Origin of the sequence: Leucobacter chromiiresistens, from assembly GCF_900102345.1 — a bacterium.
GTDB classification, from domain to species: Bacteria; Actinomycetota; Actinomycetes; order Actinomycetales; family Microbacteriaceae; genus Leucobacter; species Leucobacter chromiiresistens.
The window spans coordinates 2,243,359-2,263,415 of sequence record NZ_FNKB01000001.1 but is presented as its reverse complement, the minus strand read 5'-3'; the positions used below and the strand labels follow the sequence as shown (position 1 = coordinate 2,263,415).

General features: G+C 69.6%; 18 protein-coding genes and 3 tRNA genes. 13 read left to right on the top strand and 8 right to left on the bottom strand.

Features of this window, described 5'->3' with window-relative positions; genetic code table 11:
• Nucleotides 1-17 precede the first annotated feature (17 nt).
• From BLT44_RS10305 to clpX, 13 genes are all read left to right on the top strand, one after another.
• On the top strand, nt 18-803 hold the full coding sequence (locus BLT44_RS10305; RefSeq protein ID WP_010157172.1) for an isoprenyl transferase: 786 nt from the start codon (nt 18-20) through the stop codon (nt 801-803).
• 20 nt (nt 804-823) lie between these two features.
• Nucleotides 824-2,011 (top strand): tRNA dihydrouridine synthase DusB, encoded by a 1,188-nt coding sequence (gene dusB / locus BLT44_RS10300; protein ID WP_010157173.1) that lies wholly within the window; start codon nt 824-826, stop codon nt 2,009-2,011.
• Nucleotides 2,004-3,263, top strand: coding sequence for a deoxyguanosinetriphosphate triphosphohydrolase (locus tag BLT44_RS10295; RefSeq protein WP_010157174.1), 1,260 nt, complete (start codon nt 2,004-2,006; stop codon nt 3,261-3,263). Before dusB ends, BLT44_RS10295 begins: the two co-directional genes overlap by 8 nt.
• Before the next feature lie 139 nt (nt 3,264-3,402).
• A complete protein-coding gene (gene dnaG, locus BLT44_RS10290; RefSeq protein WP_010157175.1) occupies nt 3,403-5,310 on the top strand; it encodes a DNA primase in 1,908 nt (635 codons plus the stop codon).
• Nucleotides 5,311-5,404: 94 nt separating this feature from the next.
• Nucleotides 5,405-6,253 carry an ABC transporter ATP-binding protein gene (locus BLT44_RS10285; RefSeq protein ID WP_010157176.1) on the top strand — a complete coding sequence of 283 codons (849 nt, stop codon included), beginning with the start codon at nt 5,405-5,407 and terminating at the stop codon, nt 6,251-6,253.
• Nucleotides 6,254-6,342: 89 nt separating this feature from the next.
• A tRNA-Asn gene (locus BLT44_RS10280) sits at nt 6,343-6,415 on the top strand.
• A 67-nt stretch (nt 6,416-6,482) separates the two neighbouring features.
• Nucleotides 6,483-7,040 carry a gamma carbonic anhydrase family protein gene (locus tag BLT44_RS10275; RefSeq protein WP_010157177.1) on the top strand — a complete coding sequence of 186 codons (558 nt, stop codon included), beginning with the start codon at nt 6,483-6,485 and terminating at the stop codon, nt 7,038-7,040.
• A gap of 75 nt (nt 7,041-7,115) precedes the next feature.
• Nucleotides 7,116-7,186 (top strand) — tRNA-Gly (locus tag BLT44_RS10270).
• A gap of 170 nt (nt 7,187-7,356) precedes the next feature.
• Nucleotides 7,357-7,434, top strand: a tRNA-Pro gene (locus BLT44_RS10265).
• A gap of 56 nt (nt 7,435-7,490) precedes the next feature.
• Complete coding sequence (gene tig, locus BLT44_RS10260; RefSeq protein ID WP_010157178.1) at nt 7,491-9,008, top strand: trigger factor; 1,518 nt, start codon at nt 7,491-7,493, stop codon at nt 9,006-9,008.
• Nucleotides 9,009-9,055: 47 nt separating this feature from the next.
• Nucleotides 9,056-9,739: an ATP-dependent Clp protease proteolytic subunit gene (locus tag BLT44_RS10255; protein ID WP_269208772.1), complete on the top strand. Its 684-nt coding sequence runs from the start codon at nt 9,056-9,058 to the stop codon at nt 9,737-9,739.
• 27 nt (nt 9,740-9,766) lie between these two features.
• A complete protein-coding gene (locus tag BLT44_RS10250; RefSeq protein WP_010157181.1) occupies nt 9,767-10,438 on the top strand; it encodes an ATP-dependent Clp protease proteolytic subunit in 672 nt (223 codons plus the stop codon).
• A gap of 114 nt (nt 10,439-10,552) precedes the next feature.
• Complete coding sequence (clpX, locus tag BLT44_RS10245; protein ID WP_010157182.1) at nt 10,553-11,824, top strand: ATP-dependent Clp protease ATP-binding subunit ClpX; 1,272 nt, start codon at nt 10,553-10,555, stop codon at nt 11,822-11,824.
• A 4-nt stretch (nt 11,825-11,828) separates the two neighbouring features.
• On the opposite strand, the gene BLT44_RS15620 is transcribed toward clpX, so the two are convergent.
• The 8 genes from BLT44_RS15620 to BLT44_RS10205 all read right to left on the bottom strand — a co-directional run bounded on the left by BLT44_RS15620 (nt 11,829) and on the right by BLT44_RS10205 (nt 20,048).
• On the bottom strand, nt 11,829-12,449 hold the full coding sequence (locus BLT44_RS15620; RefSeq protein WP_010157183.1) for a histidine phosphatase family protein: 621 nt from the start codon (nt 12,447-12,449) through the stop codon (nt 11,829-11,831).
• The gene (locus BLT44_RS15615; protein ID WP_010157184.1) at nt 12,446-13,018 is read right to left on the bottom strand and encodes a hypothetical protein; all 573 of its coding nucleotides are present in this window, start codon (nt 13,016-13,018) and stop codon (nt 12,446-12,448) included. The genes BLT44_RS15620 and BLT44_RS15615 overlap by 4 nt, the downstream gene beginning before the upstream one ends.
• Nucleotides 13,019-13,026: 8 nt before the next feature.
• Nucleotides 13,027-13,371, bottom strand: a complete 345-nt coding sequence (locus BLT44_RS15935) for a hypothetical protein (RefSeq protein WP_010157185.1) — start codon at nt 13,369-13,371, stop codon at nt 13,027-13,029.
• A gap of 2 nt (nt 13,372-13,373) precedes the next feature.
• Nucleotides 13,374-15,968 (bottom strand): valine--tRNA ligase, encoded by a 2,595-nt coding sequence (gene valS / locus BLT44_RS10225; protein ID WP_010157186.1) that lies wholly within the window; start codon nt 15,966-15,968, stop codon nt 13,374-13,376.
• A 130-nt stretch (nt 15,969-16,098) separates the two neighbouring features.
• Nucleotides 16,099-16,581, bottom strand: coding sequence for a GyrI-like domain-containing protein (locus tag BLT44_RS10220; protein WP_010157187.1), 483 nt, complete (start codon nt 16,579-16,581; stop codon nt 16,099-16,101).
• Between the two features lie 193 nt (nt 16,582-16,774).
• Nucleotides 16,775-17,680: a glycine betaine ABC transporter substrate-binding protein gene (locus tag BLT44_RS10215; RefSeq protein ID WP_010157188.1), complete on the bottom strand. Its 906-nt coding sequence runs from the start codon at nt 17,678-17,680 to the stop codon at nt 16,775-16,777.
• Between the two features lie 71 nt (nt 17,681-17,751).
• The gene (locus BLT44_RS10210; protein ID WP_010157189.1) at nt 17,752-18,657 is read right to left on the bottom strand and encodes an ABC transporter permease; all 906 of its coding nucleotides are present in this window, start codon (nt 18,655-18,657) and stop codon (nt 17,752-17,754) included.
• Nucleotides 18,657-20,048, bottom strand: a complete 1,392-nt coding sequence (locus BLT44_RS10205) for a quaternary amine ABC transporter ATP-binding protein (protein WP_010157190.1) — start codon at nt 20,046-20,048, stop codon at nt 18,657-18,659. The genes BLT44_RS10210 and BLT44_RS10205 overlap by 1 nt, the downstream gene beginning before the upstream one ends.
• Between the last annotated feature and the right edge of the window lie 9 nt (nt 20,049-20,057).

Sequence of the window (20,057 nt, the reverse complement as noted above, 5' to 3'; positions counted from 1 at the left end):
CCTCTACACTGGCAGGCATGCATCGCGCCCCGTCCTCGCTCGTGCCGGTCGACTGGACCGGCGAGCACCCCCCGGTATTCGCCGGCCAGCCCCCGCAGCACGTCGCGATCGTGATGGACGGCAACGGGCGCTGGGCGAACCGACGGGGGCTGCCGCGCGTGGAGGGGCACCGCATGGGCGAGCAGGCCCTGCTCGATGTCGTCGCGGGCGCGATCCAGGCCGGCGTCTCGCACCTGAGCGTATACGCCTTCTCGACCGAGAACTGGCGCCGCTCGCCCGACGAGGTGCGGTTTCTCATGGGGTTCAATCGCGATGTGCTGCGCCGCCGCCGCGCGCAGCTCGACGCATGGAACGTGCGGATGCGCTGGGCGGGCCGGCGCCCGAAGCTCTGGGGGTCGGTGATCAACGAGTTGCAGGCCTCCGAGCGCGCGACCCGGCACAACACGGGGCTCACGCTCACCATGTGCGTGAACTACGGCGGCCGCAACGAGATCACCGATGCGGTGCGCGCCATCGCATCGGAGGTGCGCGCGGGCCGCCTCTCGCCGAACGGCATCACGGAGCGCACGATCGAGCGCCACCTGTACGTTCCCGAGCTGCCGAACGTCGATCTCTTCCTCCGCAGCTCCGGCGAGCAGCGCACGAGCAACTTCATGCTCTGGCAGTCGGCGTACGCGGAGATGGTCTTCCTCGACACGCTGTGGCCCGACTTCGGCCGGCAGCAGTTGTGGGAGGCGATCGGCATCTACCACGAGCGCGATCGCCGCTTCGGCGGTGCGGTCGACACGCCCACGCGATCCTGATCTGCGAGAATGGACGCGATATGACTTCCCAGACTCTCGACGACACCCGTCTGCGCATCGGGCCGCTCGCGCTCGACGTGCCCGTCGTGCTCGCCCCCATGGCCGGCATCACGAACACCGCGTTCCGGCGTCTCTGCCGCGAGTACGGCGCAGGGCTCTACGTGAGCGAGATGATCACGAGTCGCGCCCTCGTCGAGCGCACCCCTGCGTCGCTCCGCCTCATCAAGCATCACGAGAGCGAGACTCCGCGCTCGATCCAGCTCTACGGCGTCGACCCGAAGACCGTCTCGGAGGCCGTACGGTTCCTGGTGGATCAGGATCTCGCCGACCACATCGACTTGAACTTCGGCTGCCCCGTGCCGAAGGTCACGCGCAAGGGCGGCGGCTCGGCGCTGCCGTGGAAGAGCGACCTCTTCCGCGCGATCGTCGAGGGCGCGGTGCGCGCAGCCGGCGACATTCCGCTGACGGTGAAGATGCGCAAGGGCATCGATGAGGATCACCTGACGTACCTCGACGCGGCGCGTGCCGCGGAGGGAGCCGGGGTGGCGGCGATCGCGCTGCACGGGCGCACGGCGAACCAGTTCTACTCGGGGCACGCCGACTGGAGCTCGATCGCGACCCTCAAGGAGACGGTGACGAGTGTGCCGGTGCTGGGCAACGGCGACATCTGGTCTGCGGAGGACGCGATCCGCATGGTGCGCGAGACCGGCTGCGACGGCGTCGTCGTGGGTCGCGGCTGCCTGGGCCGCCCATGGCTCTTCGGCGATCTCGCCGCGGCGTTCCGCGCGGAGGCCGGCGAGATCTCGGCGGAGGAGGCCGCCGCCGCGATCGCGAAGCCGGCGCTCGGCTTCGTCATGGAGGCGATGCGGCGTCATACCGAGCTGCTGGTCGAGTTCTACGACGACGATGAGGCGCACGCCTGCCGCGACATCAGGAAGCACGTCGCCTGGTACTTCAAGGGCTACGGCGTCGGCGGCGATACGCGCCGGGCGCTGGCGGCGGTCGAGTCGATCGAGCAGATGGACGAGATCTTCGCCACGATGGATGGTTCGCTGCCGTACCCGGGCGAGGGCGCCGAGGGCCAGCGCGGGCGCGCAGGCAGCCCGAAGCGGGTCGTGCTCCCGGATCGCTGGCTCGAGAGCCGCACGAGCGAGAGCATCGACTACGCCGATCTGGCGCAGGCCGAGCGAGACGACTCGGGTGGCTGAGGCCGGGCTCCCCGCCGGGTACGGGCCGGAGGACGCCGAGCGCTTCGTCGCCGAGTCGCACTCGGGTTCGCGCAGCGATTTCGCGCGCGACCGCGCCCGTGTGCTGCACTCGAGCGGCTGGCGGCGCCTCGCCGCCAAGACCCAGGTGCTCAGCCCCACGGCGGGCATCGACTTCGCGCGCAATCGGCTCACACACTCCCTCGAGGTGGCGCAGATCGGCCGGGAACTCGCAGTCTCGCTGCGGCTCGCGCAGGATGTCGTCGATACGGCGTGCCTGGCCCACGACCTCGGGCACCCGCCGTTCGGGCACAACGGCGAGAAGGCGCTCAACGAGTGGGCGGCCGACGCCGGCGGCTTCGAGGGGAACGCGCAGACGCTGCGAGTGCTCGCCAGACTCGAGCCGAAGCGCTTCACGCCCGACGGCACGAGCGTCGGCCTGAACCTCACGCGCGCCACGCTCGATGCGAGCTGCAAGTACCCGTGGAGCCTGGACGAGGCCGAGCCGGGCAGCATGAAGTTCGGCTACTTCGCCGATGACGCACCCGTGTTCGCCTGGTTGCGCGCCGGAGCGCCGGAGCGCCGGAAGTGCGCCGAGGCGCAGGTGATGGATCTCTCCGACGACATCGCCTACTCGGTGCACGACTTCGAGGACGCGGTGGTCAGCGGCTTCATCGATCCCGAGATTCTGACGTCGCGCTCGGGCCACGACTCCCTGATCCGCGCGGTGTCGGAGTGGGCGGGGGGTTCGTTCTCGAGCGACGAGCTCGGCGCCGCGTACGATCGCATCGCCGAGTCCGAGACGTGGCTGACGCGCTGGGACGAGAGCCGTGCGCACCAGGCGCAGCTCAAGAACTTCACCAGCGAGATGATCGGTCGCTTCGCCCGCGCGTCGATCGGCGCGACGCTGGAGGCCGCAGATGGCGCGCCGCTGGCCCGCTACGGTGCATCGATCATCGTGCCGCGCGGCATTCGCGCCGAGATCGCCGTGCTGAAGGGGATCGTGGCGGCGTTCGTCATGGCGAGCGGCCGACGGCAGCCCACGTACCGCAGGCAGCGCGAGCTGCTCGCCGAACTGCTCGAGGTGCTCTGGGATTCGGGCGAGCGCGAGCTCGAGCCCGCGTTCGCCGCCGACTTCCGCGCCGCGAGCAGCGATGCCGACCGTCGCCGGGCGGTCGTCGACCAGGTCGCCTCGCTCACCGATCAGTCGGCGATCGCGTGGCACAAGCGGCTCTGCGATGTGCCGCTGGTGTAGGCGAAACGCATCGCGTTTCGCGCCAGCGGCAGCGACGCCACCGCGTCGCCTGGTTTAGGCGAAACGCATCGCGTTTCGCGCCAGCGGCAGCGGCGCCACCGCGTCGCTCGACCGACGGGGGTCGGTAGACTGTGCAGCTATGGCAGGTCGAATTCGTGCGAGCGACATCGAGGAGGTGAAGCGTCGCACGAACCTCGCCGACCTCGTGGGCGATTACGTCACGCTCAAGAACGCCGGGATCGACTCGATGAAGGGGCTGTGCCCGTTCCACGACGAGCGGAGCCCGAGCTTCCACGTGCGGCCGGCGCTCGGCTACTACCACTGCTTCGGGTGCGGGGAGTCGGGCGACGCGTTCACCTTCCTGCAGCGCATGGACCATCTCACCTTCGCGGAGTCGGTGGAGCGCCTCGCGGCCCGGATCCACTACGCCCTCACCTACGAGGAGGGGAGCTTCTCGCGCGAGGAGGGGCCGAATCGAGCGCGCCTGCTCGCGGCGAACACCGCGGCGGCCGAGTTCTTCGTCGCGCAACTCGCGGGAGCGGAGGCGGCCCCCGCTCGCGAGTTCCTCACGCAGCGCGGCTTCGACGAGGCCGCCTGCGAGCGCTTCGGCGTGGGCTACGCGCCGCGCGGGTGGGATGGGATGACGGGTCACCTGCGCGGCCTGGGGTACACGCCGCAGGAGCTGGTGCAGTCGGGGCTCGCGTCCGAGGGCCAGCGGGGCGCCTACGATCGCTTCCGCGGCCGCATCGTCTGGCCGATCCGCGATACGAGCGGGCAGACGCTGGGCTTCGGCGCGCGCAAGCTGTACGACGACGACAACGGGCCCAAGTACCTGAACACGCCCGAGTCGCCCGTCTATCACAAGTCGCAGGTGCTCTACGGTCTCGATCTCGCGAAGCGCGCGATCTCGCGGGGCAAGCGCGCCGTGGTGGTGGAGGGCTACACCGATGTGATGGCGTGCCACCTGGCAGGGGTGGAGGCGGCGGTCGCGACCTGCGGCACCGCGTTCGGCAAGGACCACATCGCGGTGCTGCGGCGCGTGATGGGCGACGACTCCGCGGCGGAGGTCGTCTTCACGTTCGACCCCGATGAGGCGGGCCAGAAGGCGGCGCTGCGGGCCTTCAGCGAGGAGAAGCGCTTCACGGCGCAGACGTACGTCGCGATCGCGCCCGAGGGGTTCGACCCCTCCGACCTCCGCCAGCATCGGGGCGATGAGGCGGTGCGGGAGCTCTTCACTCGCAAGGTGCCGCTCTTCGAGTTCGCTCTGCGGCAGTCGATCGCGCGGTTCGACCTCAACAGCGTGGAGGGGCGGGTCGCGGCACTGCGGGAGGCGGCGCCGATCATCGCCCAGATCAAGGATCCGTCGCTGCGCCCGGGCTACACGCGTGAACTGGCGCGCATGCTCGGGTCGGAGCTCGCGGAGGTGCAGCAGGCGGTGCGAGCGGCCGAACGCGCTCCGCGCGGCGAGCAGCGCGGGGGGCGCCAGGCACCCGGCCAGCCGAGCGAACCGACGCGCTCGCCCGAGGTCGGCCGTGGCCACCCGGGCCCCTCGGGGGAGCCGTCGCCGGCCCGCCGCATCGGGTTGTCGACGCTGCGCAACACCCCGACGACCTGGCTGGAGCGCGACGCGCTCATGGCCATGCTGCAGCAGGGAGCGTCGGTGGGCGCGGAACTGCTGGAGCAGGCCGTGACGGCGCAGGTGATGGATCCCGATCTCCGCGTCGTGCGCGATGCGATCGGCGCGGCCCTGCCGACGCTCGGCGCGCCGACGTGGTGGGATGCGGTGCTGGGGGCTGCGCCGGAGACGCACCACGGGCTCATCCGCGAGCTCGGGATGGCGCCCATGCCGCAGCGCAATCCCGATCAGCTCGCCGCGTACGCGCGCGACGTGGTGGTCTCCCTGCTCGACCGCGATCTCGTGGAGCTCAAGCGCGAGCTGCTCGCCCGGCATCAGCGCATCGGCGACTCCGCCGACCCCCGCGCGCGCCAGATTCAGCAGCAGCTCGTCGCGCTCGAGTCTGCCCGACGCAGTCTGCGCACCGAATGAGCGCCGTGCCGGGCGCGCTCCTTCGGCGGCGATGCCGATGCCCTAGGCTGCTGGTCAGCCGGAGCGCCCCACGAGCCACCGAGGAGTTTTCAGGATGCCCCACCCCGTAGTCGACGCCGATCCCATGATCCGCGTCTCCGATCTCTCGCTCTCGTATCCGGCGCACGCGGGCGGGCGCGAGTTCGAAGCGGTGGAGGGGCTCTCCTTCGAGGTGGCGCGCGGCGACGTCTTCGCCCTGCTGGGCGAGAGCGGCTCGGGCAAGTCGACACTGGCGAAGTTCCTCGCCGGGCGCGGCCCGGACGCGACGGAGAAGTCGAGCCGGATCCGCCTCACCGGGGGCGAGGCGACGGTGATGGATGTTCCGATGCGGCGCCTGTGGCGGCGCAGTCGTGCGCGCCTGACCGCGTACGTCGGGCACCTCGCGCAGGACGCCGGGGCGACCCTCACCCCCGAGCTCAACGTCGGCGACATCCTGTTCGAGCCGATCGTGGAGCGGAGCAAGCACTTCGATCGCGACGAGCTCGGCGAGCGCATCGCCGAGATGATGGACATCGTCGCCCTGCCGCTCGCGAAGCTGCAGGAGTATCCGTACGAGCTGTCGAAGGGGCAGCGCCAGCGGGTCGCGGTGATGCGCTCGTTGATGCTCGATCCCCGGCTGCTCATCGCCGACGAGCCCACCCTGGGCGTCGACGCGAACAATCGGCCGAAGATCGTAGAGCTGCTGCGCTGGTACCGGGAGCGCAGCGGGGCGACGATGCTGCTCATCAGCCACGACATCGGCATGCTCGAGGCGCTCGTGGAGGAGGTGCTCGTCATGCAGCAGGGTCGACTGGTCGGCCGGGGCGACATCAATGAGATCTTCCGCAACGCGGATCACGGGTACGTGCAGCGTCTGGCGCAGGCGCTGCGGGCCACGGCGTACGACGAAATCGCGGAGGAATAGTCGCGCGCGGGTGGAGAATCACCGGAATCGCGCCGATTTGCACACGCCCTTCGGAGCTTGCTAACCTAAGTGCGTTGCAATCGCAATGATCCCCTGTAGCTCAGTTGGCAGAGCGCTTGACTGTTAATCAGGATGTCGCTGGTTCGAGCCCAGCCGGGGGAGCGAGTGAAGCCCTTACCCTTGCGGTAGGGGCTTTTTCGTTTCCCCGCCCACGATCGCAGGAGGCGCTATGACGACGAATGACGTACCGTACTTCGAGGGAGCGCGCGTGATCGACGTGCCGCCGTACGGCGCCCCGCAGATCGACGCCAGCGCGTGGATCGCCCCCGGCGCCGTCGTGGCCGGCGATGTGCGCATCGGGGCGCAGTCGAGCGTCTGGTACAACGCGGTGCTGCGCGGCGACTCCGACTCCGTCAGGGTGGGGGAGCGCAGCAACATTCAGGACGGCGCGGTCGTGCACACTCAGCGGGGCGACGCCGCGGTGATCGGGGACGACGTGTCGGTGGGCCACCTCGCGATGATCCATGGCGCGACGATCGAGCGCGGCTGCCTGATCGGCATGCACGCCACCGTGCTCACCGGCGCTGTCGTAGGGGCGGGGAGCCTCGTCGCGGCGGGTGCCGTGGTTCCGCAGGGCATGGTCGTGCCCCCGCATTCGCTCGTCGTCGGCGTACCGGGGCGGGTGGTCAGGGAACTGCGCGACGAGGATCGGGAAGCCGTGCGCATGAACTCCGCGCGCTACCTCGAGACCACTGCGCGTCATCGTGAGGCGACACGCGCCGAATGACCGCCGGTTCGTACGGCCGCGGTCGATGCAGTATGATCGACGAGGTGCTTCGGCACCGCGCGCTGCACGCAGTTCGGGGATGTAGCTCAATGGTAGAGCCTCAGTCTTCCAAACTGATTACGCGGGTTCGATTCCCGTCATCCCCTCCGAATACAGGCCCCGCTCCGGCGGGGCCTGTTGCGTTGTCGGCGGTCGCCGCGGCGGTCGACACGGTTTCGCGCCTCCGCCGAGTCTGCAGCGCGGCGGTGCGCACATCGGCTAGACTTGCTCGGGTTGTGCGCGTGCTCGCGCCACCGTGACGGAATTCCCGGTCTTCCGGGGCGTAGCTCAGCTTGGCTAGAGCGCCCGCTTTGGGAGCGGGAGGTCGCAGGTTCGAATCCTGTCGCCCCGACCAGGGTCCGCCGGCCCGAAACCGGCATCCGAACGACATCCAGATGATGAGAGGCCAAATTGCCGAAGACGACAGCTGAGAAGCTCACTCCGACCCGCGCCAAGCTGAGCGTGGAAGTCACGCTCGACGAGCTGGAGCCCTACCTCAAGCGGGCGTACCAGACCATCTCCGAGCAGGTGTCGGTGCCCGGCTTCCGCAAGGGCAAGGTTCCGGCCCCGATCATCGATCAGCGCGTCGGCCGCGAGGCCGTCATCCAGGAAGCGGTCAACAGCTCGCTCGACGACTTCTACCAGGCGGCTCTCGCCGAAGCGGACGAGCGCCCGATGGGCCGCCCCACCGCCGACGTCGAGCAGTGGCCCGAGGCGAAGGATCCGAAGAGCACGCTCGTGCTCGCGTTCGAGGTCGAGGTGCGCCCCGAGTTCACGCTGCCCAAGTACGCGGGCCTCAAGCTGACCGTCGACAACGTCGACGTCGACGATGACGCCGTCGAGGCCGAGCTGACGAAGCTGCGCGAGCGCTTCGGCACCCTCGTGACCGTCGACCGCCCCGCCAAGACCGGCGATTTCGTCGAGCTCGACCTGACCGCGACGATCGACGGCGCCGAGGTCGACCAGGCGAGCGGCGTCTCCTACGAGGTGGGCGCGGGCAACCTGCTCGCGGGCACCGATGAGGCGGTCGAGACGCTCACCGCGGGCGAGACGACGACCTTCACGTCGCAGCTGCTCGGCGGCGAGCACGAGGGCCGCGACGCCGAGGTCGAGCTGACGCTCACCGCGGTCAAGGAGCGCGAGCTGCCCGAGGCCGACGACGAGTTCGCCCAGCTGGCCAGCGAGTTCGACACGATCGCCGAGCTCCGCGAGAGCCTCAAGGATCAGGCCGCGAAGGCCGCGGTCTTCGCACAGGGCCAGCAGGCGCGCGATCTCTTCACCGCCACGCTCATCGAGCAGGCCGGCATCCCCGTCTCCGAGGAGCTCGTCGAGGAGGAGGTGCACCGTCACCTCGAGAGCGAGGGCCGCCTGGAGGACGACGAGCACCGCGCAGAGGTGCGCAAGTCGTCGGAGGAGCAGATCCAGCTGCAGCTGCTGCTCGACGCGATCGTCGAGGCAGAGGGCGTCACCCCGACGCAGAACGAGCTCTCGCAGTACATCTTCCAGTCGGCGCAGCAGTACGGTATGGAGCCCACCCAGTTCCTCCAGGCGATCAGCCAGGGCAACCAGATGGGCATCATCCTCGGTGAGGTCACGCGCAACAAGGCGCTCGCAGTCGCGCTGTCGCAGGCCGAGGTCGTCGATCAGGACGGGAACGCGGTCGATCTGACCGAGTTCACCGCGGTCGACTCCGATGAGGACGCCGAGGGCGCTGATGAGGCCGAGGCCGAGTCCGCAGCGGATGCGCAGCAGGCCGAGGCGCCCGCGGCGAAGAAGTCGTCGGCGAAGAAGTCGGAGGCGCCGAGCGACTCGGCGGCTGACGACGACGCGGACGCCAAGAAGGCCGCGCGCTCGGCAGCCGCGAAGAAGGCTGCCGCGACGCGCGCCGCGAAGAAGGCTGCCGCTGAGGCAGAGGAGGCGGGCAAGTAAGTCCGCTCGCTCCGCGCAGATCCCCCGTCTCGGTTTCGAGGCGGGGGATCTTCGCTTTCGGCGCCCATGCGCCCACGGCGAACACGGCTCCCGACGCGGCACCGACTCGGTACGCTCGAACCAAGCAACAACGAATGGAGCGCCGCATGGCTGAACAGACGCCACCGAACAGCGTGTTCGAACGACTGCTGAAGGACCGTATCATCTGGCTCGGTTCCGAGGTCCGTGACGACAACGCGAATGAGATCTGCGCCAAGATCCTGCTGCTCGCCGCAGAGGATCCCGAGGCCGACATCTACCTGTACATCAACTCGCCCGGCGGCTCGATCACCGCGGGTATGGCGATCTACGACACGATGTCGTTCGTGCCCAACGACATCGTCACGGTGGGCATCGGAATGGCCGCCTCCATGGGCCAGTTCCTGCTCACGGCCGGCACCAAGGGCAAGCGCTACATCACCCCGAACGCCCGCGTGCTGCTCCATCAGCCGCACGGCGGCTTCGGCGGCACGGCGAGCGACATCCAGACCCAGGCGCAGCTCATCACCTCCATGAAGAACCGCCTCGCCGAGATCACTGCGGCGCAGACGGGGAAGACGGTGGAGCAGATCAACGAAGACGGCGACCGCGACCGCTGGTTCACCGCAGATGAGGCGCTCGAGTACGGCTTCATCGACTTCATCCGCGATTCGGCTGCCGATGTCGTCGGCGGCGGCGGTACCAGCAACTAATCCGACGAACAGGAAGCAACTGATTCGATGAATACTCCTCTCATCCCTCAGGCCGGCGGGTCGGGCCTCCAGATGCCCGACGCCCGTTACGTGCTGCCCTCGTTCGAGGAGCGCACCGCTTACGGCTACAAGCGACAGGATCCCTACGCGAAGCTCTTCGAGGATCGCATCATCTTCCTCGGCGTGCAGGTCGACGACGCCTCGGCGGACGACGTGATGGCGCAGCTGCTCGTACTCGAGAGCCAGGATCCCGAGCGCGACATCACGATGTACATCAACTCTCCTGGCGGCTCCTTCACCGCGATGACCGCGATCTACGACACGATGCAGTACATCCGACCGCACGTGCAGACGGTCTGCCTCGGTCAGGCGGCCTCCGCGGCCGCGGTGCTGCTCGCGGGCGGCACGCCGGGCAAGCGCCTCGCCCTGCCGAACGCCCGCGTGCTGATCCATCAGCCGTCGAGCGGCCAGGGCGGCCACGGCCAGGCCTCGGACATCGAGATCCAGGCCCGCGAGATCCTCCGCATGCGCGAGTGGCTCGAGGAGACGCTGTCGAAGCACTCGAAGCGCAGCATCGAAGAGGTGAATCGCGACATCGATCGCGATAAGATTCTCAGCGCGCAGGAGGCCTTCGAGTACGGCCTCGTCGATCAGGTGCTGACGAGTCGGAAGAACCCGCAGCCGGTCATCGCGAAGTAGCCGCCAGGGGCCCCGGGGGCGACTCCGGGGCCCCGGCGCGCCGTCCATCAATGTCGGAGGCTCCCGCTAGTCTCGAAGACACGGATCAGACCGAGTTAGGTGAAGGAGCTCCGCATGGCGAAGATCGGCGAAAGCAGCGAGCTGCTGAAGTGCTCCTTCTGCGGCAAATCGCAGAAGCAGGTGCAGCAGCTCATCGCCGGCCCGCAGATCTACATCTGCGACGAATGCGTCGCGCTGTGCAACGAGATCATCGAAGAGCGCCTCGCCGAGCACCAGACGGGGGAGTCCTCCGACTTCACCCTGCACAAGCCGCGCGAGATCGCCGATTTCCTGGACCAGTACGTGATCGGGCAGGATCGCGCGAAGCAGTCGCTCGCCGTTGCCGTTTACAACCACTACAAGCGCGTGCGCGCGCTCTCGTCACTCGCGAGCGCGGAGGTCGCCTCCGAGCAGGTCGAGATCGCGAAGTCGAACATTCTGCTCATCGGCCCCACCGGGTGCGGCAAGACCTATCTGGCACAGTCGCTGGCACGACAGCTCGGGGTGCCGTTCGCGGTCGCCGATGCGACGGCTTTGACGGAGGCGGGGTACGTCGGCGAAGACGTCGAGAACATTCTGCTGAAGCTGCTGCAGGCCGCCGATTTCGACGTCGCCCGCGCCGAGACCGGCATCATCTACATCGATGAGATCGACAAGATCTCACGCAAGGCGGAGAACCCTTCGATCACGCGCGATGTGTCGGGCGAAGGTGTGCAGCAGGCGCTCCTGAAGATCCTCGAGGGGACGGTCGCGTCGATCCCTCCGCAGGGCGGGCGCAAGCACCCGAATCAGGAGTTCATCCAGCTCGATACGACGAATGTGCTCTTCATCGTCGCGGGCGCGTTCGCCGGCCTCGAGGAGATCGTCGGATCGCGTCTGGGCAAGGGCGGCATCGGGTTCGGGGCGCCCGTCTCGAGCAAGCGCAACGACGACCAGCTGTTCGCGCAGGTGCAGCCCGAAGATCTGCACAAGTTCGGCCTGATTCCCGAGTTCATCGGGCGCCTGCCCATCGTGGCCACGGTCGATCCGCTCGACGTGGAGGCGCTCACGCGCATCCTCACCGAACCGAAGAACGCACTGGTGAAGCAGTACCAGCGCATGTTCGAGCTCGACGGAGTGAGCCTCGAGTTCGAGGAGGCGGCGCTGGAGGCGATCGCCGAGCTGGCCGTGGAGCGCAAGACGGGCGCACGCGGTCTGCGCGCGATCCTCGAAGGCATCCTCGGGCCGGTGATGTTCGAAGTGCCGTCGGACGGCGACATCACGAAGGTGCTCGTGACGCGCGAGTCGGTCCAGGGCGACGCCGCACCGCGCGTGCTCCAGGCCCGCGGCAGCCGCGAGAGCGCCTAGCGCGTCACTCGGCTCGCGCCCCGAGCGCCGAGTCGCGCGGGTCATCGCGGTCGGGCTGAAACGCCTGGCCCGATATCGTGCGCACGTGCCACCGGTGCGACTCGTCGCGCTCCACCTCCGATACGGAGATGTTCAGCGGACGCGGCACATCATCCGACGGCAGTTCCGTGATCTCGGCGAGCACGTGCCGGATGAATGAGCCGTGCGTCACGGCGATCGCACGGCCGTTCGCGTACCGATCCGCGATTCGATCGAGCGCGTGCACGCCGCGCCGTGCCACCGCCCCGTGCCCCTCCATGCTCGGATACTGCCGCGACGGCCACTTCTCGACGGCCGCTCCGTGCGAGAGCCCCTCCGCCGCGCCGAACGAGCGCTCCACCAGTCCGTCGCACACCTCGACCGCGAGGTCCAGCCCCCGTGCGAGGATCTCCGCGGTCTCGAGCGCGCGCTCCAGGGGACTCGTGACGACCGCGGTCCAGGGCTCCTGCCGAGCCAGCTCCTCGGCGAGCCCGCGCGCCTGCGCCCGCCCCGCCGCATTCAGCGGAACGTCGGTGCGCCCCTGCATACGGCCCGAGAGATTCCAGTCGGTCTGGCCGTGCCGCACCAGTGCGATGCGCGTGGTCATCCGCCCACGGCGGTGATGTCGAAACTCACCAGCACCGATCCGTCGTCCTGCGGAATCTGCAGCGCGAACACGCTGAGCGCGCCGTTCGTCAACGTGGCCGACACGTCGCCGGCGTCGCCCTCGACCCGATCGGCCTCCGTGAATCCGCTGCCGCTCACCACCGACTGCCAGAGGGCATCGGCCTCGGACTGATCCTCGGCTGCGAGCACGAGATACCACGAGCCGGGGGAGCGCTCTCCGGCATCGTCGATCTGCGCACCATCGGGCACGACGAAAGCTTCGCTCGGGAACGACTCGGGCAGCGAGGTCGACTTCGCCCCGTCCTGCGGGTCGCCCTGCTGCGGCCATCCCCCATCGGAATCGCCCGAAGCCTTCTGCTCGCCGGAGTCCGATCCTGCGTCGGCGCCGCCACCCGCAGCGGCATCGGCATCGGCGGAGGCCGATGCGCCGGTGCCGCCGTCGGGAGTCGTCGGCTCGGGTGCGCATCCACCCAGACCGAGCAGGAGCACCGTCGCGGCAACCGCACTCGCGCCGAAGCGCATCGCGGCACTGGAACCACGCACAGCCATGAGAGCCCTCACTTCAGCCAATCGTCATCATCATCGTCATTGTCATCGGAATCACCGTCGACGCCCGCCGGCCCACCCGCGGCCGGGGCCGCAGCACGATCGTGCGGCGCGGAAGGCGCGGACGCGGCGCCGTCGCCCTCGCGCAACGGCCCGGTGCGCACCCGCCCCACCACGTCGAGCGTGACGAACGCAACGTTGTCGAGTTCGCACACCGGCCGACCCTCGAGCCAGGTGAGCGTCCAGGCACCCGCCGTCGGGTGCTGCGCCTCCTGCTCCGCGATCGTGCCGTGCAGCGCCTCCGGAACACCGCGGTGCGGGGGGTCGCCCGCCCGCCAGCGCGCTCCGAGCTGCATGATCAGGCCTCCACGGGGGCGAGCTGGATGTCGGCGACGGAGACGCCCGTCGCGTCGTCCGCTCCCGCCTCGATGCGCAGCTCCGCGATCCTGCCGACGGCGGCGAGGTCGGCCGACGCCGACTCCAGACGGGCGAGGTCGGCCGCCGGGGCCTGCACCACAGCGAGCGACACCGGAGTCTTCTGCGATGCCTTCGCGGCCGTCTTCGCCCCGCGGATGCCAACGAGCGCGCCTCCGACGAGTCCGAGCAGCGCCGCATCGGCGTCGTCCCCGGCGAGGGCCGTCACCTCGGAGGCGACCGGCCACGTGGCCTGGTGCACCGAGCCCTCGCCGAACCACGACCACACCTCCTCCGTGGCGTAGGGGAGGAACGGTGCGAGAAGCCGCACGAACACCGACAGCGAGGCGCGCAGCGCCGTGACCGCCGACGCCTGCGCCTGCCCGCTCCCGTTGTGGGCGCGCTCCTTGACCAGTTCGAGGTAGTCGTCGCAGAACGTCCAGAAGTACGACTCGGTGAGCTCGAGCGCGCGGGCGTGGTCGTAGTGCTCGAACGCGCGAGTCGCGTGATCGATCACCTCGGCGAGTCCGCTCAGCACCGCGCGGTCGAGCGCCTCGGTGACGGTGCCGGCGCCCGAGTCGTCGAAGCTCAGCGTGAACTTCGCCGCGTTGAGCAGCTTGATGGCGAGGCGGCGGCCGATCTTGATCTGCGTCGGATTCTGCGGATCGAACGCCGCGTCGGTGCCGAGCTTCGCGGAGGCCGCCCAATACCGCACTGCGTCCGATCCGTGCTGCTCGAGCATGCCTGCGGGAGTGACGACGTTGCCCTTCGATTTCGACATCTTCTTGCGATCGGGGTCGAGGATCCACCCGGAGATCCCGGCGTGCTGCCAGGGCAGGCGGCCGCCCTCGAGCTCCGAGCGCAGCAGCGTGGAGAACAGCCACGTGCGGATGATGTCCTGCCCCTGCGGCCGCAGGCTGAACGGGTACACGAGGTCGAACAGCTCGGAGTCGCGCTCCCAGCCGCCCGCCAGCTGCGGGGTGAGCGACGAGGTCGCCCAGGTGTCCATCACATCGACCTCGCCCTGGAAGCCGCCTGCGACACCGCGCTGGTCGGCCGAGTACCCGGCGGGCACGTCGCTCGAGGGGTCGACGGGAAGCTGATCGGCGGAGGGGAGGATGGGCTCGTCGAACACCGGATTGGCGTCGTCGTCGAGCGGGTACCACACCGGGATCGGCACGCCGAAGAAGCGCTGGCGCGAGATGAGCCAGTCTCCGGAGAGGCCCTCGACCCAGTTCTCGTAGCGCACCCGCATGAAGTCGGGGTGCCACTCGAGCTCGCGGCCGTGCGCGAGCAGGCGTTCGCGCAGCGCCTCGTCGCGGGCGCCGTTCACGATGTACCACTGGCGCGTCGACACGATCTCGAGCGGCTTGTCGCCCTTCTCGAAGAACTTGACCGGGTGCGTGATCTTGCGGATGTCGCCGACGAGCTCGCCCGAGGCCCGCAGCGCGTCGACGACGATCTGCTTCGCGCTGAACACGGTCTTGCCCGCGATCTCCGCGTACGCGGCGCGGCCGGTCTCGCTGGTGATGGTGTCGGGGGCGTCGGAGATCACACGGCCGTCGAATCCGAGGATCGCGCGATTGGGCAGATCGAGCTCGCGCCACCAGACGACATCGGTGACGTCGCCGAAGGTGCAGATCATCGCGATGCCGGTGCCCTTGTCCTGCTGCGCCAGGTGATGCGCGAGGATCGGCACCTCGACGTCGAAGAGCGGCGTGCGCACCGTCGTGCCGAAGAGCGGCTGGTAGCGCTCGTCGTCCGGGTGGGCGACCAGGGCGACGCACGCGGCGAGCAGCTCGGGGCGCGTCGTGTCAATCAGGATGTCGCCCGACCCGTCCGACTTGTGGAAGGCCAGCGTGTGGTAGGCGCTCGGCTGATCGCGATCCTCGAGCTCCGCCTGGGCGACTGCGGTGCGGAACGTCACGTCCCACAGCGTCGGCGCCTGCGCCTGATACGCCTCGCCCCGCTCGACGTTGCGGAGGAAGGCGAGCTGGGAGGCGCGCAGCGATTCGGCGCCGATGGTGCGGTAGCTCTGCTTCCAGTCGACCGAGAGGCCGAGGGTGCGCCAGAGCGCCTCGAACTGCTGCTCGTCCTCTTCGGTGAGGCGCTCGCACAGCTCGATGAAGTTGCGTCGGGAGATCGGCTGCTGATCCGCCGCCTTCACGCTCTTGCCGTCGCCGCCCTCGTGCGGGGGCACGAAGCCCTCGACGTACGGCAGCGACGGATCGCAGCGCACGCCGTAGTAGTTCTGCACGCGGCGCTCGGTCGGCAGGCCGTTGTCGTCCCAGCCCATGGGATAGAACACCGCGCGGCCCTGCATGCGCTGGTACCGGGCGACGGTGTCGGTGTGCGTGTACGAGAACACGTGCCCGACGTGGAGCGATCCCGAGGCGGTGGGCGGCGGGGTGTCGATGCTGAAGACGTTCTCCCGAGTGGCGCGCTCCCGCGGGAACGCGTACGTGCCCGCCTCCTCCCAGCGCGGCCCCCACTTGGCTTCGAGGCCTTCGAGTACGGGCTTGTCGGGGATCGCGCTCATGCGTGGGGCTCCGCTTCTCGACATCGCACGCGGGTGCTCCGTCGGGGTTCGATGTGGGCGGCACCGCGTGATCGTGCGGCGTAGATGCGCCGCACTGGTGCCTGATGGTCGGCCTCCAGCTTACCGGCGTTCACTCGCCGACGAGCTGCACGCCGATCAGTGTCTCGTTCGACGCCGGGTCGCCCCCGGGCTGGGGTTCGGTGAGGTACTGCTCCCAGGCGAGGCCGGCCGCCCGCTCGCCCTGCGCCTCGATCCAGGCGTACAGCCGCTCGTACGCCGCGGCGAGTCCGCTGAAGTCGCCGCGCAGCAGGAGCACGGCCGTGCGCGCGGCGGGCAGGGTCTCGCCGGTGACGTCGCCGCGGGGCTCCGCGAGCGGATGGGGGATCGGCACGGCCACGGAGAGATCGAGGCCGTCGGCGGTGGGGGAGCCGTGCATCACTCCGAGGGGCGCCGCCGCCGGCGCGATGCCTGCGGCGTCGAGCGCGGCGAAGATCTGCGGGTAGGCGCGGTCGTAGAGCTCGGGGAGGCGGTCGAAGGGAACGGTCTCGCGAACGACTGCGAGGTGGATCGCGGGTCGGCTCTCGATCTCGGGTGCAGCGTCTGGAGCGCTCACGGGGTCTCCTCGGGGTCGGCGGGGCCGGAGTGGGCCGGAGTGCCCGGCGCTGCCGATACTACGTCGGGCCGGCGCGCCTCGGTAGCCCCCGGCCCGGAAGGCTCGGCTCCCTCCGATCACGACGAGACGCCCCTCCCGCGCGCGCTGCGCGGAAGGGGCGTCTCGATGCCGGGCGGCTCGGCGGGAGCGGCGGTCAGCTCGCGAGCAGGCCGGGGTAGGCGTCCCCGTACTCCTCGAGCCAGGCGTCGACGGCGCCCTCGGGGTCGTTCTGGTACTCGTCGCCCGTCACCATGCCCTCGAGCGCGCCGTATGCGGCGTCGTCGAGCTTGATGTCGGCGATGTAGTCGGCGACCTCGGGGTACTCCTCCGCGAGGCCCTGCTTGCCGAGGAAGTGCAGGGTCTCAGGCTCGCCCATGGCGCCCTTCGGATCCTCGAGGTCCTTCAGCGGGAAGGCGTCGTTCGCCCAGAACGGGCGCCACAGGGTGACGACGACGTCCTCCTCGTTGTCGATCTTGTCCTGCAGCGTCGCGAGCATGGTCGCGGTCGAGGAGGTCACGAGCTCGTAGTCGCCGTCGAGCCCGTACTCGGGCATCGCGACGTCCTGCGTCTGGGCGGTGAGGCCGGCGCCCGGCTCGATGCCGATGATCTCGCCGCCGAAGCGATCCGCCTGGCCCGCGAGGTCCTCGATCGAGTCGATGTCGACGTACTCGGGCACGGCGAGGGTGAGCACGGCGCCGTCGTAGTAGCCGCCCAGATCCTCGATCTGGTCGCCGAACTCCTTCATGTACGAGGCGTGGGTGACCTCGGGCCATGCGGAGGGGTAGATGTCGAAGTCGCCGCCCGCGAGACCGGCGTAGAGCACGCCCGCGTCGGTGAGCTCCTCCATCTCGACGGTGTAACCCATCTTGCCGAGCTGATCCTCGAGCAGGTACGCGGTGCTGAGCCCGTCGGTCCAGCCGGGGAGGTAGCCGAGGGTGATGGTGCCGTTCTCTCCGCCCGAGTCGGAGCCGCCTTCGGCGCCGGAGCCCGAGCAGCCCGTCAGAGCGAGGGCGGCAGCGGCTCCGAGAGCCGCCATTCCGGTGAGGGTGCGCTTCTGCATGCGTCGTCCTTTCGTTGCGTGCGCTGAGCGCACGGTGTGGGTGTACGTCTGGTGCGGGGTCGGGCGGGGCCTCACGCGGCCTTCGCGAGGACGCCCGTGCGTCGCGCGTCGCGGCGTCGCCGCAGCGCGCCGAGCAGCGAGTGCTTGTAGTCGCCGGGGTTTCCGAGCGCGGCGGTGACGCGATCGAGGAAGACGGCGAGGATCACGACGCTCAGACCGGCCTCGACGCCCTGCGCGATATTCAGCGTCGAGATGGCGGCGACCACCTCCTTGCCGAGCCCGTTCGCGCCGGCCATGCCGGCGACGACCGCCATGGAGAGCGCGAGCATGATCACCTGGTTGATGCCCGCCATGATCGTCGGCATCGCGAGGGGCAGCTGGATGCCGCGGAGGATCTTGCCGGGGGCGGCGCCGAATGCGTACCCGGCCTCGACGGTCTCCGCATCGACGCCTCGGATGCCGAGCTCGGTGAAGCGCACACCGGGCGCCACCGAGAAGAGCACGGTGGCGAAGACGCCGGGCACGAAGCCGATGCTGAAGAAGATGACCGCGGGGATCAGGTAGACGAACGCGGGCATCGTCTGCATGAAGTCGAGCACGGGCTTCAGGATGGCGCTGAACGTGTCGCTCCGGGCCGCGGCGATGCCGAGCGGCACCGCGACGACGACGGCGATGAGTGCGGCGATGAGCACGAGCGCGAGCGTCAGCATCGCGTTCTCCCACTGGCCCATGCCGACGATGAGCAGCATGGTGATGGCGGTGCCCACGGCGAGCTGCCAGGAGCGCAGCAGCCACCCGATGAGCGCGAACGCGACGATGAGCACCGCGAACGGCACCGAGGTCAGCCCGTCCGCGAGCCCCTCGACGAGGAACTTGATGACCATGGTGACCGCGTCGAGGAACCCGTCGAACGTGGCCTTGAACCAGTTGAGCCCTTCGGCGACCCAGTCGCCGAGCGGAATGCGGAAGTCATCCATCAGCGCACCTCCTCATTCTCGGGCGAGAGCCCGGGTTCGGCGTCGCCTCCGGGGGCGTCGCCCAGCGTTTCCGAGATCGTCGCCGCGGAGACCGTCGGCGTCGGTTCGATGATGGGGATCTCCGTCGTCATCGTGGGGAGATCGGTGAGGGCGGCGAGCAGCGTGACTCGCGGCACGACGCCGATCAGACGATCCTGGTCGTCGGTGACGGCCACGGGGAGCGGACTCTCGACGGCCAGCTCGAAGAGCTCGGAGATGTACTGATCGCGCTTCACGATCGACGGGGTGGGGCGCAGGAGGGCGGTAATGTCGGTGCCGCCGTCGCGCACCTGCCGCAGCACGTCCTTGTCGCGGACGACGCCGAGCAGCTTGCGCGACGCGGAGGTGACGAAGCAGGCCGAGGTCTGCAGGTCGCGCATCGTTCGCAGCGCGGTGCGGGGGCCGGCGCTCGCGGGGACGACCGCGCGAGGCGGCTCCATCACGTCGCCGGCGGTGAGCACGCGGGCCCGGTCGACGTCCTGCACGAACTGCGCGACGTAGTCGTTGGCGGGGTCGGTGAGGATGTCGTTCGGAGTGCCGACCTGCACGATCCGGCCGTCGCGCATGACCGCGATGCGATCGCCGAGGAACATGGCCTCGTTGAGATCGTGGGTGATGAAGACGATCGTCTTGTTGAGCTCCTGCTGCAGCTCGATCAGCTGCTCCTGCATCTCGCGCCGGATCAGGGGGTCGAGCGCCGAGAACGCCTCGTCCATGAGCAGGATGTCGGTGTCCGCGGCGAAGGCGCGCGCGATGCCGACACGCTGCTGCATGCCGCCGGAGAGCTCGCCGGGGAGGTGCTGCTCCCACCCCGCCAGCCCGACGCGCTGCAGCCAGTGCTGCGCGCGTTCGCGCCGCTCGGCGAGCGCGACGCCCTGCAGCTCGAGCCCGTACGCGACGTTGTCGAGCACGGTGCGGTGGGGGAGGAGCGCGAAGTGCTGGAAGACCATCGACATCCGGTCCCGACGCAGGGCGCGCAGCTCCGGCCCGCTCAGGCCCACGACCTCGGTGCCGAACACCGAGATCGACCCATCGGTCGTGTCGTTCAGGCCGTTGAGCATGCGGATCAGGGTGGACTTGCCCGATCCGGAGAGCCCCATCACGACGAAGATCTCGCCGGGGCGCACGCTGAAGCTCGCGTCGATCACGGCCGCGGTGCCCTGCCCGCGCACCTCCTCGCGCGTAGCGCCCTTGCGCAGGCGCTTGACGACCTCCCGGGGCCGTCGGCCGAACACCTTGTAGGCGTGCGACACGGCGATCGCGGGAGCCGACGAATCGGGCGCCCCCGCTGCGGGCGCTGCTCCCGCTCGCGCTTCGCCCGCCGCTGCGGACTGTTCCGTGGTACTGGTCACTGTAAACTC